Source organism: Exiguobacterium aestuarii (assembly GCF_020171655.1).
Taxonomy (GTDB): Bacteria; Bacillota; Bacilli; order Exiguobacteriales; family Exiguobacteriaceae; genus Exiguobacterium; species Exiguobacterium aestuarii_A.
Window position 1 is genome coordinate 2,020,619 of the sequence record NZ_JAIVAC010000001.1, and the last position, 13,039, is coordinate 2,033,657.

A 13,039-nucleotide genomic window follows, 5' to 3' on the forward strand; every position below is an offset into this window, starting at 1 on the left:
AATTCAGAGACAAGCGAAACGCCGGGTAGCCGTTGCTACGTCCGGTGCAGAAGCAATGGCAGAGATGACGGCAACGCCGTCTGCCCCGTCATGAATGATGGAAGGAACATGCTCCGGAAGAATACCTCCGATCCCCACAATCGGAAGCTGTGGGTATTGTTCACGGACTTGTTGAATCAGTTCAGTGCCGCGCACATGTCCCGCATCCAATTTGCTTTTCGTCGCGTGAATCGGGCCAATCCCGACATAATCTGCAAACGGAAGAGCCGCACTTACTTCCTCCATCGTATGGACCGACACCCCTAACCATTTGTCAGGGCCTAACTTTGCACGGACCCATTCGGCAGGCAAGTCGTCTTGTCCGACATGCACACCGTCTGCATCAATCGAGATTGCCAAGTTCACATCGTCATTGATGATGAATGGAACATTCGCTTGTCGACATACCTGTTGGAGCGTCCTTGCCATTGCTTCTTTTTCATCTCCATACAATGCATCTTTACCTTTTTCGCGAAATTGAAAACATGTCACACCACATCGAAGTGCCGTTTCGAGTGTCCCCACCAAATCAGATGTATCCGTCGTCCCACACACAAAATAAAGACGAAGTTGCTTAGCGAGCGCTTGTTTCGTACATGACGTCAACGGTAACCACCTCTTCTTTCGCTAAACGATGTCCCCAATGATTTGTCGGTCCATGTCCCTGTCCAATCGATAATCCGTGCGTGATTGCCTGATGGATAAATTGCTTCGCGTCCGCGACAGCTTGACGAAGTGTCTTTCCGTATGCCAGCTCAGCCGTCAAAGCTGCAGAGAACGTACATCCCGTACCATGTGTGTCTTTCGTCCGAACGCGGGGTGCGCTCACTTGAAACACTTCAGATTCGGACACAATCAAATCGACGGCCTTCACACCTTCCATATGTCCACCTTTGATGATGACGACATCGACACCGAGTGCCCGAATCAATTGAGCGGCCTTCATCTGATCTGCCTCCGTTCGAATCTCGATTCCGGCCAATACCTCTGCCTCAGGGATATTTGGCGTCACGACCGTCGCATATGGCAACAGCTTCGTCCGAAGTGCCTCGATCGCACTAACTTGTAACAGAGAAGCGCCCCCTTTCGCCACCATGACAGGATCGACGACGACGTGTTGGAAACGATGACGTTCAAGTGCTGCGGCTACCGCTTCAATTCGCTCCGCATCTACCAACATACCTGTCTTACATGCTGTAATCTGAAAGTCATTGGCCACTGCATCGATTTGCCGAGTGATCATTTCCGGGGAAATCGCTTCAATCCCGTGCACACCAAGTGTGTTTTGAGCCGTAACCGCGGTCAACACACTCGTCCCGAACGCACCGAGCTCTTGAAATGTTTTTAAATCGGCCTGAATACCAGCTCCGCCCCCTGAATCAGATCCTGCAATCGTCAAGACTTGTGGTCTCATGAGGTCGACACCTCGATTCGATTCGTCGGGATTGTATATTGCGTCAATTGATGGAGGGCATTTAAAAAGTGAATCGGAAAATCTCCTGGTCCTTCTGCCCGTTCACTCGCCAACTCCCCGCAATAGGCATATCCTGATACAGCTGTCACCGTCGCCTTGAGGGCATTCTTTTCGACCGCTAGACATGCTCCGACGACCGCACTGAGTAAGCATCCCGTACCGGTCGTATCGGTCATCCGCTTTGTCCCCCCATGAACTTCTATGACGACACTTCCATCGCTGACCATATCCTCTTTTCCGGTCACGGCGACGACACATCCATATCGTTTCGCCGCTTCGAGTGCCAATTGACTTGGTTCATACGCCCCGTCACCCGCATCCACACCTCGTGCCGTCCAATCAACGCCAATCAATGTCGCGATTTCTCCTGCATTCCCACGAATGACCGATACACGGACGTGGCGAAGGATCCGCTCGACGACATCTCGACGAAACGACGTCGCCCCGACACCGACCGGATCGAGTACAATCGGACATCCCGCTTCATTCGCCGCCTGTCCCGCACGAATCATCGTCGCTTCAGTCATCGTGCCGAGTGTCCCGATGTTTAACACGAGCGCATCGCTCACAAACGTCATCTCTGCCACTTCTTCAATCGCATCTGCCATGACGGGAGAGGCACCGATGGCGAGCAGTCCATTCGCCGAAAAGTTGGCGACGACCGTGTTTGTGATGTTGTGGATCAACGGTTCCTGCTTTCGAATCTCACTCCAAATCTCATGTCTCATTGGTTGACCTCCTGTGACAACGTCCAAGATTCAAGCGTCCATGCCATTTCCCAGAAGGCGACTTCGTAATAGCAACTCTTCAAGAAGAGTTTTGTGTAACGAAGCCGTTCTTCTTCTGTCGCTTGTCCAGCCAATTCATCCAACCGATCAATCTGTTCTTCCACCAACTCACGGAACCACTCCGAACCGTACGTCGCAATCCAAGCTGAATAAATCGGATGTTCGGGTCGTTTGTCTTTTAAGCGTTCACCGATTTCGTAATACACCCAATAACACGGAAGGATTGACGCCAATACGTCACCGAGTGTCGGTCCTGCCTGTTGCATATGAAGCGCATACGCGTAAGCGGTCGGTGCCGGCTCGAATGTCGCCAGTTCAACATCCGTCACATTGAGCATCGTAAAGAACTCACGATGAAGTGAGAGTTCCGCCTCGATTGTGTGTAAGGCATGTGTTAAAAAGCGACTCGATAGTTCCATTGTCGGTGCGAGCGTCGCCCCTTTGGCCTGCACTTTTGAGAATTGATTCAAGTAATACGAATCTTGCATGACGTAATGTCTAAACTTTTTCTCATCGAGTGTTCCTTCTCCGAGTGAACGAACGAACGGATGATGAAAGCTTGCTTCAAACAATCCATCCGCTTCCTGACGTAAGTGATCTGTAAATTTCATAATAACTCCCCCTTATAACAGATAAAAAGACGCCGCCTCCCATAACGGAAGCGGCGTCTCGAACAGTCATATCTAGGTGAAGCCATATGAGTCGTCTCGCCCACTTCCCTACGCTAGCGTGAACTAGATCAGGTTCGAAGGGTCTGGACCTTGTCCATCTCAGCCGCGTGACGCGACTCCCCTAGTGGCAAACATTATGAAATTCAGTCGTCTTCGACCACATTCTATCAATCTTTTGATCAATTGCAAACCTTTTCCTACTCGGTCGGTCAAGACACGAAGATTTTCCTAGCGTCCCGTGATCAGTAAGAACATATTAAATGCGACGAGACCGAGTGGTAGCATCGCGACCAAAATAATCGGCCATTTTTTTAAGCGAATGCCGACAAAGAGGACAAGACTTCCGACTAAAAGGGCAATAAATGTCGTATATGGATTCATGAAAAAACGCTCCTTTCTCTATAAGGAGCGTTTCCCGGCTCACGGCCTCATTAATCGTTCGAATGTCGAAGTGTTGCACATGCGGCACGGACGCGTCTGGCTTCTTCTTCCCGGAACACGAACTCACCTTGTTCCGCGACACGTTGTGCACAAAAGAAGAAGAGTGATTGCAGGCGATCATGCGTGTCTTCGATCGCGCTCAGCTCAGCTGAGGCATATGTCGCCCCGAGCATTTCCCACAGCTCTTCAGGCAAGTGGTCGCGCATCCCGTCACCCGATTTCCCAAGATTCACAGAAAAGTTCGTCGCATAGCCAATATTCCATTCCATCATCTGACGGAGCATATTTCGCATGATGTCGAGGTGATCGAGCGCGTATAACACCTGGTGTCGCTTGATTCCTTTGACGACATAGAGTGACACCCACCAAAACTCATTCCAACAAGCCGCATACTCATCAGCAGACGGGCGTGTCACACGGTATGTGTTATCTGAAGGTGTCACACTCGGATGATGATCTCGGTCGAACACAATCTGACTGAGCGAATCAGCTTCGAGCATCTCATCAAGTTGCTCTATGCTTCGAATTGTCAAATCAATACGGTGTCCGTCTACATATTGCACCAAAAACGTTACATGTCGTTCGGAATCAAACGTTTCAGGTGTCTGCATGATCAAGACTTCTCCAAACATGTCGATCCATGAGCGATCGGTCGCAATCGCTCTCACATTTTCTACGTAAAAAACAAGGTCAACATCCTGGTATGGGTCTGGGCGGATGTTCGGATTGACGAGCGAGCCGTTCAAGACAACCGTTCGGATGTGTTCACGTTCTTTCGCGAACGCAATCAACTGTTCAATAATTTGTTCCGGTTTCATTCTATAATCGCCCCCAATGAGCGCGCGACTTGGATTGCCTGCATCGCGTCTAGTTTTGTTTGTTGTAAGGTCACGTTCGAAAAATCAACCCCGTCGACAAATGCTCCTCTGAAGTCGGCACCACGGCACACCGCATGTTGAAGTGTCGCCCGTGACAAGTCCGCCTGATGCCAAACCGTCTCGGTCAAATCAGCACCGTATAGGTCCGCCTCAACCAAACGAACGTGGGACCAATCCATTTTCTTAAGAGACACGTGACGAAGGTTGACGAATGACCAGTCCCCTTCTGTGACATGGACGCCCTCGAACTGGCTCTCCTCAAAGGAAGACCCCGTCATTTTACATTGCTCAAACTCACTCGTGAACAAATTGGCACCATGGAACTGACAGTTCAAAAATGAGCTGCCGACATGATGGGACGCATTCCATTTCGAATCGGTAAAATCACAGTTGATGAACTGACAGCGTTCCGTTTGTAGTTCCGTCGCATCGACGTATGTGAAGCGACAGTTCTCGAACGTGACGTGTGACAGCTCTTCGTCACGGAGTGTCACGTCGCGGAAATCTTCGTCTCGATATTGCGTATGTGGTTGAAACATAATATCCCTCCTTCAGGTATACTAGAACATATGACAAAGATTGGAAGTGATATAGATGGACCTCGTATTCCCGACTGAACAAGGCGTCTTCAATTACCGCGTCGCCGGTATTTTCGTGAAAGACGGACACGTATTGATTCACCGAAATATCCGGGATGACTTTTGGGCACTGCCTGGTGGTCGCGTGACGCTCGGTGAAGAAGCCGCAACCGCCCTCGCACGCGAGCTACATGAAGAATTGGATATGCGCGTGACCGATACCACGTTCGCCTTCGTCCACGAGAACTTGTTTACCTACAACGACCAACCGTTTCATGAGATTGGGCTGTACTTTTATGTAGATGGTGACCTCCCGCTCCAAGAAGGAGACTTTTATGGACCTGAAGGAGACCACCTCATCTATCGTTGGCAAAAACTTGACCGTCTTCGAGAGGTCACGCTCTATCCAGAAGTACTCGCACAACTACCGAATCGTTTGCCGTCTCATTCACTAAATCCGACTTGAACTTAGAGAAGCGATTTCAACTCGTTTAAATGTCGAATCTCGTACGTCGACTCCATCGTCGCAGCCACTTCATTCGGATTGAACCAACATGTATCTAGGCCGTACATCCGCCCACCGGCGATGTCTGCCGTGACTGAGTCGCCAATGATTAAGCCCTTCTCTGGCTTTACGTTCGGGATTCGATCAAAGACGTAGTCAAAGAACGGCTTCATCGGTTTTTGCGAGCCGGTCGCATCCGATACGAAGACGTCTTGGAAGTACGGCAATAGTCCCGATGACTCTAACCGTTTGAATTGCGTCTCCGTCACACCGTTTGTGACGATATAGAGCGGATAGTCCGCGCTCAGCGTTTGGACAATCTCTAACGCGCCGTCGACCATGTGTACGCCTGCATGTAAGTAGTCCCGATACTGCTGTTCGACCTGCGGACCGTCGACCGTGAGTCCGAGCGAATCGAACAATTTCGTGTGACGACCGACGAGCACTTCTTCCCGGTCTACTTCGCCGCGCTCAAATGCGCGCCATAGGCCGCTGTTAATGTCGACATACCGCGCCTTCACTTCATCCGTCATCCGGACATTGTAGGAGGCGAGTAATTGTTCTAAGGCAACGTGCTCACTTTGTTTAAAATCTAATAGCGTGTCATCAATATCAAACAAAATCACTTCATATCGTTTCATGTTTCTTTCTAACCCCTCTCTTCGTCTAACTGTACAGGAAGTAGAAACGAACATCAAAAAAGGGAGATGAACGCAATCTCCCTTCATCTCTTCTTAACGATGAACCGAATGGACAACATATCAAACTTAATCTTCTTTATTCTTCTTGGCCCAGACAAGAAAGAAAATCGCCATTCCAATGAATAAAATCAACATCGAAAAAATCGATTGTTGCTCAAATGGTAAACTTGTGCGGGAAAATGCATATTGAGGTACGTACAAAAGAATCGGGATGATTAAATTAATCCATGTCTTTGTCCATACAGAGGTTATAAGTAATATGATCACAGCAACTATGAATAATACAAGTTGACCGTTCGAACCGAATGTAACCGTTGGCGTTTCAATGAAAATATCAAGCACCATCAAGCCGAGAAAAGATAACATTGGTAATGTAGCAAGTAAGCTATAAGTCAGTATATTTCTAAATTTGCTTTCTTTTGTGCGAATCGACATCGCTCGGAATGCTTGTGAGGCAGCCAACAAGAAGAGTAAGGCCACTAGTGGAAACCCAACCATTTGAATCGTCGAGAACGTCATCTCACCTTGAATGAAGTTCCCAATGATGATATAAGCAAATAAGTTGAGAATGATCATTGCGATGATTTTCATAAACCCCTTCTTATCGAATGCCATCTCGCGACCAATATATTGCATATAGGATTTCGGACTTTGTCCAATGACATCGTCCACATCCTTCCCTGCTTGCTCCGCTTCTAGCAAATGATCCTCTAATTCAAAGACAATATCTTTCACCTCAGTCTCAGATTTCCCGCTTGATATCAGATATACCGACAAATCATCTAAAAAATCACGACTTTTCTTTGAAAGTTCCATGCTTATTCATCCTCCTCGAGTACACGGTTCACACCATTCGATACTTCAGCCCATCGCTGTTTAAAGGCGAGTAATTCCTGTTGTCCGGATTCTGTCAGAATATAGTACTTCCGCTTTGGACCTCCTGACGGTAAAGTCTTTTGAATCGTTTCGACCCACCCATCTTTTTTCATACGCAATAATACCGGGTATATACTTCCTTCGCTCACCATTGTGAAACCATAATTCTGTAGTTTCTCAGACATTTCATATCCATATGTCTCACCTTTACTAATAATGGCTAACAAACATCCTTCAAGCAGACCTTTTAACATTTGACTCATTGCCATGGTGTGACCCCACTTTCAACCAACTATCTTGTTATACACAATAGTAATGGAAACCAATCCCATTTACAACTACTTTGTAAAACAAGCTAGTTACATTTTCAGATGTTTATTTTTATAAAATAAGTGAATACTTCCTATGGTGAAGAAAAACAAAGGAGTGTTCTACATGCATACAGATTTTACGAAAATGTACATCAATGGTGAGTGGGTAAACGGATCAAGTGAGAAGTCGATCGACAACGTCAATCCGTTTTCGAACGAGACACTGTTCTCGATTCAATCAGCGGATGAAGATGATTTGAATCGTGCCTATGAAGCTGCGAAAGCGTCTCAGACGGACTGGGCTGACATGGTTCCGCAAGCACGACGCGAATTGATTGAAAAGTTTGCCCAGGTAACGATGGACAACAAGGAACTCATCGTCGATTGGCTCGTGAAAGAGTCTGGCAGTACACGCATCAAGGCAGAAGGCGAATTTGCCGCATCGATGGCCATCATCAAGGAAGCCGCGACATTCCCATTCCGTATGGACGGACTCATCAAACCTTCGATCGTGCCGAACAAAGAGAACCGGGTTTATCGTAAACCACTCGGGATCATCGGAATCATCAGTCCTTGGAATTTCCCGTTCCATTTGGCTGTTCGTTCAATCGTGACAGCTCTCGCGACCGGGAATGCGGTCGTCGTCAAACCGGCTACCGCGACACCGGTCACAGGTGGCCTTCTGTTCGCATCGCTCTTTGAAGAAGCAGGACTTCCAAAAGGCGTACTCAATGTCGTCGTCGGACGAGGGTCTGAAATCGGCGATGCGATTGTCGAACATCCGATTCCGCGTCTCATCTCGTTCACAGGTTCAACCGAGGTCGGTCAAGGAATCGCAGAGAAAGCGGGTCGCCTCTTGAAAAAGACGGCTCTTGAACTCGGTGGGAACAACGTGTTTGTCGTACTCGACGATGCCGACCTCGACCGTGCCGTCGAATCAGCGGTATACAGCAAGTTCTACCATCAAGGGCAAATTTGTATGTCGACGAACCGGATTCTCGTCGCCGAATCGATTCATGATGAATTCGTGGAACGTTACGTCGATCGCGTTAAACAATTGAAAGCGGGTGACCCGAACGAAAAAGACACGCAAGTCGGTCCGCTCATCGACCACGATCAAATCGATCGTATCTTAGAGCAAATCGAGAAAACCGTCGATGCAGGTGCGACCGTTCATACTGGCGGAACAGCTGACGGTAACGTTCTCGAACCGACCGTCCTCAGTGGTGTCACGAATGACATGCCACTCGCAAAAAACGAAATCTTTGGACCGGTTGCGGTCATCCTTTCGTTTAAAGATGACGAAGAGGCACTCCGTCTCTCGAATGAATTGCCGTATGGATTGAGCGGCGCCGTCCACGGTTCGGTTTACCGTGCGACCAATTTCGCACGAAAAGTCGAAACCGGCATGATTCACGTCAACGACCAATCGGTCAATGACGAACCACATATGCCGTTCGGAGGCGAGAAAAACTCCGGTCTCGGACGTTTCAACGGCGAATGGGTACTCGAAGAGTTCACGACGCTCCAATGGGTATCGGTCATGCATGAACGTCGCGAGTATAAACCATTCTTCTCATAAGACGGTCCATACAAAAAACCAGGCTGATCAGCCTGGTTTTTTGTATGGATTCTATATTCCACGATTTCACGAAGTCGATTTTGGCTTCTCAATGACGACTTTTCCATGTTCATCTAGAAGAGGCGTCATTCCACTCAATCCTAAGCCGCTAGTCATCAAGTAGTGAACGCCTGTATAGCTATCCACCACAATTTTAATGATTCCACCACTCATATGCTGTTTTGACTTCAATACAAATCGTTGTCCCACGAAATGTCTTCCTCCTCTTTTTTGATTTAGAATGCCTTCATCATCATCTCATATCTACATAAGGCACATACTATTTTTTACCATTTGAATCATTCTAAGAGTTCATTTACATCCTTGATGTGTTCTTCATCAACTTTAAAATATTCGCGACTTTCTATTCCTTTTGAAAAAATGAACTCGTTGTTGTCATTTTTCCAAAAGTTCACCATCAATTCCATCGTAGATTCAGCTGGGTTATTGATGGTCACTACATATTGAGGAAGCCCTTTTGGACGTTCGTTCGTGATTGAACTTGCTTCAATCATCGTTTTGAAGTCATCAATCTTTTCTTTATCTGTCACCGTATTTTCAGAGTACACAATTGTTTGTTCATCAGTATAATTGCCAACAACGAGCTCTCGTTCTTGTTGACCACATCCCATTAATATAGATAACGAAATCACACTGAGGAAGGTAATCATTTTCTTCAATAACATGTTCTCCCTCCTTTACATTTTGAATACGCTTACATATTATCATAAACCATAATTTACAAAAAAGACGAACCAAGGCGCATTTCACGCCCCAATTCGTCGACAGTCTGACGTTATGTTAGATTTTCTTCACAAACTCCGACTTCAGTTTCATCGCACCTAGACCATCGATTTTGCAATCGATGTCATGGTCACCGTCCACAAGTCGAATCCCTTTTACTTTCGTCCCTTGTTTGACGACAAGCGATGTGCCTTTCACTTTCAAATCCTTGATGACAGTGACAGTATCTCCATCTTGAAGCGGATTTCCGTTCACGTCTTTGATTTGAGACGCTGCTTCCGCTTCGGCTGCCTCGCTCGGTGACCACTCATAGGCGCACTCCGGGCAGACGAGAAGTGGACCGTCCTCATATACATAAGACGATTGACATTTTGGACAATTCGGGTACTCGTTCATACGTTTTCCTCCATTCGATTCACTCGTTTCAGTATATCTCATGGAGAGGCATCCTTTCTAGACGGTTCACCCTTCCGTAGGTGACGCAGGACCTTCTAAATCGAGTTGATAAAACGATAAATCGAGCCATTTCCCGAATTTATACCCGGCATTTCGAATCGTTCCTGAATGTACGAATCCAACTTTTTCGTGGGCACGGATGCTCGTCACGTTCGACGTATCAATCCCACCAATCACAGTCTTCATCCCTCTTGCTCCTGCGATACGGATGATTTCCTTTAGTAGTTTGTTGCCAATTCCTTTCCCGCGATAGCCAGGGTGTACGTACACGGAATGCTCGACCGTGTAGTGGTATGCCGGCCACGAGCGGAATGGCCCAAACGTCGCAAATCCCATGACGACATCATCTTCGACCCACACGATGATCGGACAGTCTTGTTCTTTCTTCTCTTCATACCAGGCGACCCTGTTCTCGAGCGTCACCGGTTCATAATGATAGACGGCGGTGCTATTCACGATTGCGTCATTATAAATATGTAAAATCATTTGAAGATCGTCTCGCCGACAGTTGCGAATCATACCAACACCTACTTCTCGTTTTTTTCATTATACGAATCCCCTCTTCAAAAGACACGAAAAAAGTGACCGGTCCCATCGACCAGTCACTCAGACTATGCTGCTAGGCGGTCACACATCGAAGCACATTCTGTACAGACGCGCGCACATTCCTGACAATGCGCGTGTTTATGTTTCCCACACTCTTGTGCACAGGCTTTACAGATGATCGCACACGCTCGAGCAAGTTCTGGGACAAATGCCGAATCACGCGTCATCGCCTCAGCGAGAAACGCACAGGCCGCGGCACACTCACGGTCGAGTCGGATACAATCGACCATCATTTTTACGTCTTTTTCCTCTAGACAGGATTCCAAGCAATCATTACACGTCTCCACGCATTCGTGGAGTGCTTCGAGTTCATTCGCATAGATTCGATGAGCCATTCGTCATTCCCCTTTCGCTTTTCCTTTGGATTTGAACACGTTACCCTTGTTCCCTAATCGACAAAAGAAAAACGACCTAGATTAAGAATCCGGATCGTTCACGAATTTACGGTACAAATAAGCGATTCGATTAAGTAAGGCCTCATTATACTGTTTCGGCATGAAACGATAACGATAGAGACGATACATTCGCTTCAAGTCTTCCCACTGATGGTCGATTTGTTGTCCTTGTCTAAAGCGTGCCAAATCAATCAAGAAAATCTGTCCGTTCGGTGTCAAAATGATATTACGCAAGTGGACATCCGATGGCGTTAGTCCTAATAACCGTGCTTGTCGAAGCGCTTCATCCACTACCTCGATGTAAGAAGGGTCAATCCAGACACCTTCCGTCAGACACTCAAACAGCGTCTTCCCTTCGATGTAATCCATGACTAAATAAGAGTCACCCGCTTCATAACAAGTCGGAAAATAAGGAAGCCCTTTTAGCTTGTCATAGATGGCTGCCTCTTCAATCGCGATCCGTTCGTATCCCGGAAAGAACACTTTAATGACGCGGTCCCTATCTTTTAAACGAAACACGGCTGCACTACGTCCAATCCCGTGTAACTGAAGCTCGGGGTGCATCTCCATTACCTGAAACGAGTCGCCCACCCGCTCGAAGGTGACGTCCGCATATGGTTTATAGTCACTCATCTGTCACGCCTCTTTCCTGTTTCTCTTCTTTATCATCATAGCGCATACAAGCTCATTTGACGCTAAAACTGCTCGAGGGGGTGACAAGTGACGCGCTTTCTTTGAAGACGTATAATGAAAAGCGACTGACAACCAAGGAGGAGTTATTATGCAACGCATTGCTTTAACAGAAGAATTATCATTCTCACGCGTCATCCACGGAATGTGGCGACTCGCTGATTGGGACATGACCCCACAGGAACGTCTCACGTTCATCGAACAATGTCTCGAACTCGGCATCACGACGTTCGACCATGCAGATATTTATGGTGGTTATACATGTGAAGGATTATTTGGGGAAGCGTTAAAACTAAAACCTGAGCTCCGTGACCAAATGGAGATCGTCACAAAAACGGGTATCAAATTGACAGGATCATTCAATCCGGGTCAAACGCTCAACTATTATGACACGACAAAAGAACATATCATCGCGCAAGCGGAGCGTTCACTAAAAGAACTCGCCATCGATTATATTGATACATTATTGATTCACCGCCCAGACCCGCTCATGAACCCGGATGAAGTGGCCGAGGCCTTCATTACGTTGCGTGATAGCGGGAAAGTACGTGAATTCGGTGTATCCAACCACGTACCGTCTACACAGAACTTGCTTCAATCACGTCTCCCGTTCCAACTCGTGACGAACCAACTTGAACTCTCTCCAATGCAATTGAAGCATTTCGAAGATGGATCGGTTGACCTTTGTCACGAAAAACGGATGCCACTCATGGCTTGGAGCCCACTCGCAGGAGGGCAGCTTTTCAAAGACGAACAGTACGCACCTCTTCGTGAAAAACTCGAGGAGATTCGCGCGCGTCACAATGCGAGCGGAATCGATTCGATTGTGTATGCATGGCTCATCAAACACCCTGCGAACATCATGCCAATTATCGGATCAGGAAAAATCGAGCGCGTGCAAACAGGTGTCGACGCACTTCAAATCGATCTCACGCGTGAAGAATGGTTCGAAATTTTGAAGGCAGCACGCGGTCGAGATGTTGATTGAAGGGAACTTCATCAAATAAATTCCATCGGATTCTAATCTGATCATTTAGACGAAAAATTGTTATTTTTCGAATCTGCTTTAAATCAACGTTTTTTCGTCAAAAATCGACACGGCAAAAAAGGTTAAAAGTAAAAATAAAACATAAATGGTTTTATCCCCCGTTCAGTTCAAGTTGGACGGGTTTTTTCATTTTTTTTTAAAATAACACATTAATTTTCCTAAGACTAAAGTCACAAAAAAATGGTGCTAGAATGGTGAAAGTGATTCATCGAAGGAG

At 47.1% G+C, this 13,039-nt stretch carries 19 protein-coding genes and 1 riboswitch; of the genes, 3 read left to right on the forward strand and 16 right to left on the reverse strand.

The window, feature by feature from the left end; translation table 11 throughout:
- Positions 1 to 3: 3 nt before the first annotated feature.
- The 7 genes from thiE to LCM29_RS10530 form a co-directional block, all read right to left on the reverse strand.
- Positions 4 to 645 carry a thiamine phosphate synthase gene (gene thiE / locus LCM29_RS10500; protein ID WP_224862615.1) on the reverse strand — a complete coding sequence of 214 codons (642 nt, stop codon included), beginning with the start codon at positions 643 to 645 and terminating at the stop codon, positions 4 to 6.
- Positions 614 to 1,453: a bifunctional hydroxymethylpyrimidine kinase/phosphomethylpyrimidine kinase gene (thiD, locus tag LCM29_RS10505; RefSeq protein ID WP_224862617.1), complete on the reverse strand. Its 840-nt coding sequence runs from the start codon at positions 1,451 to 1,453 to the stop codon at positions 614 to 616. Before thiD ends, thiE begins: the two co-directional genes overlap by 32 nt.
- Positions 1,450 to 2,241 carry a hydroxyethylthiazole kinase gene (thiM, locus tag LCM29_RS10510; RefSeq protein ID WP_224862619.1) on the reverse strand — a complete coding sequence of 264 codons (792 nt, stop codon included), beginning with the start codon at positions 2,239 to 2,241 and terminating at the stop codon, positions 1,450 to 1,452. Before thiM ends, thiD begins: the two co-directional genes overlap by 4 nt.
- The gene (gene tenA / locus LCM29_RS10515; protein ID WP_224862621.1) at positions 2,238 to 2,912 is read right to left on the reverse strand and encodes a thiaminase II; all 675 of its coding nucleotides are present in this window, start codon (positions 2,910 to 2,912) and stop codon (positions 2,238 to 2,240) included. The genes thiM and tenA overlap by 4 nt, the downstream gene beginning before the upstream one ends.
- 88 nt (positions 2,913 to 3,000) lie before the next feature.
- Positions 3,001 to 3,105: riboswitch (TPP riboswitch) on the reverse strand.
- A gap of 95 nt (positions 3,106 to 3,200) precedes the next feature.
- Positions 3,201 to 3,353 carry a hypothetical protein gene (locus LCM29_RS10520; protein WP_012727577.1) on the reverse strand — a complete coding sequence of 51 codons (153 nt, stop codon included), beginning with the start codon at positions 3,351 to 3,353 and terminating at the stop codon, positions 3,201 to 3,203.
- A 50-nt stretch (positions 3,354 to 3,403) separates the two neighbouring features.
- Complete coding sequence (locus LCM29_RS10525; RefSeq protein ID WP_224862624.1) at positions 3,404 to 4,231, reverse strand: aminoglycoside 6-adenylyltransferase; 828 nt, start codon at positions 4,229 to 4,231, stop codon at positions 3,404 to 3,406.
- The gene (locus LCM29_RS10530) at positions 4,228 to 4,830 is read right to left on the reverse strand and encodes a pentapeptide repeat-containing protein (RefSeq protein WP_214744918.1); all 603 of its coding nucleotides are present in this window, start codon (positions 4,828 to 4,830) and stop codon (positions 4,228 to 4,230) included. The genes LCM29_RS10525 and LCM29_RS10530 overlap by 4 nt, the downstream gene beginning before the upstream one ends.
- A 55-nt stretch (positions 4,831 to 4,885) precedes the next feature.
- Between LCM29_RS10530 and LCM29_RS10535 the strand changes: the two genes are divergently transcribed.
- Positions 4,886 to 5,335, forward strand: a complete 450-nt coding sequence (locus LCM29_RS10535; protein ID WP_224862626.1) for an NUDIX hydrolase — start codon at positions 4,886 to 4,888, stop codon at positions 5,333 to 5,335.
- Between the two features lie 2 nt (positions 5,336 to 5,337).
- On the opposite strand, the gene LCM29_RS10540 is transcribed toward LCM29_RS10535, so the two are convergent.
- From LCM29_RS10540 to LCM29_RS10550, 3 genes are all read right to left on the reverse strand, one after another.
- On the reverse strand, positions 5,338 to 6,015 hold the full coding sequence (locus LCM29_RS10540; protein WP_224862628.1) for a YjjG family noncanonical pyrimidine nucleotidase: 678 nt from the start codon (positions 6,013 to 6,015) through the stop codon (positions 5,338 to 5,340).
- A gap of 126 nt (positions 6,016 to 6,141) precedes the next feature.
- Positions 6,142 to 6,891 carry an HAAS domain-containing protein gene (locus LCM29_RS10545; RefSeq protein ID WP_224862630.1) on the reverse strand — a complete coding sequence of 250 codons (750 nt, stop codon included), beginning with the start codon at positions 6,889 to 6,891 and terminating at the stop codon, positions 6,142 to 6,144.
- Between the two features lie 2 nt (positions 6,892 to 6,893).
- Positions 6,894 to 7,220, reverse strand: a complete 327-nt coding sequence (locus LCM29_RS10550; RefSeq protein WP_224862632.1) for a PadR family transcriptional regulator — start codon at positions 7,218 to 7,220, stop codon at positions 6,894 to 6,896.
- A gap of 166 nt (positions 7,221 to 7,386) precedes the next feature.
- On the opposite strand from LCM29_RS10550, the gene LCM29_RS10555 reads away from it, so the two are divergent.
- Positions 7,387 to 8,844 (forward strand): aldehyde dehydrogenase family protein, encoded by a 1,458-nt coding sequence (locus LCM29_RS10555; protein ID WP_224862634.1) that lies wholly within the window; start codon positions 7,387 to 7,389, stop codon positions 8,842 to 8,844.
- 66 nt (positions 8,845 to 8,910) lie between these two features.
- On the opposite strand, the gene LCM29_RS10560 is transcribed toward LCM29_RS10555, so the two are convergent.
- From LCM29_RS10560 to LCM29_RS10585, 6 genes are all read right to left on the reverse strand, one after another.
- Complete coding sequence (locus LCM29_RS10560; protein ID WP_074035494.1) at positions 8,911 to 9,093, reverse strand: DUF6440 family protein; 183 nt, start codon at positions 9,091 to 9,093, stop codon at positions 8,911 to 8,913.
- 89 nt (positions 9,094 to 9,182) lie between these two features.
- Positions 9,183 to 9,569 (reverse strand): hypothetical protein, encoded by a 387-nt coding sequence (locus tag LCM29_RS10565; RefSeq protein WP_214744929.1) that lies wholly within the window; start codon positions 9,567 to 9,569, stop codon positions 9,183 to 9,185.
- A 115-nt stretch (positions 9,570 to 9,684) separates the two neighbouring features.
- A complete protein-coding gene (locus tag LCM29_RS10570) occupies positions 9,685 to 10,023 on the reverse strand; it encodes a zinc ribbon domain-containing protein YjdM (protein ID WP_074035492.1) in 339 nt (112 codons plus the stop codon).
- Between the two features lie 66 nt (positions 10,024 to 10,089).
- A complete protein-coding gene (locus tag LCM29_RS10575) occupies positions 10,090 to 10,602 on the reverse strand; it encodes a GNAT family N-acetyltransferase (protein WP_224862636.1) in 513 nt (170 codons plus the stop codon).
- A gap of 92 nt (positions 10,603 to 10,694) precedes the next feature.
- Complete coding sequence (locus tag LCM29_RS10580; RefSeq protein WP_224862638.1) at positions 10,695 to 11,024, reverse strand: four-helix bundle copper-binding protein; 330 nt, start codon at positions 11,022 to 11,024, stop codon at positions 10,695 to 10,697.
- An 81-nt stretch (positions 11,025 to 11,105) separates the two neighbouring features.
- On the reverse strand, positions 11,106 to 11,717 hold the full coding sequence (locus tag LCM29_RS10585) for a protein kinase family protein (RefSeq protein ID WP_224862640.1): 612 nt from the start codon (positions 11,715 to 11,717) through the stop codon (positions 11,106 to 11,108).
- 148 nt (positions 11,718 to 11,865) lie between these two features.
- Here LCM29_RS10585 and LCM29_RS10590 point away from each other — a divergent pair, with 148 nt between their 5' ends.
- Complete coding sequence (locus LCM29_RS10590) at positions 11,866 to 12,762, forward strand: aldo/keto reductase (RefSeq protein WP_224862642.1); 897 nt, start codon at positions 11,866 to 11,868, stop codon at positions 12,760 to 12,762.
- Positions 12,763 to 13,039: the final 277 nt, after the last annotated feature.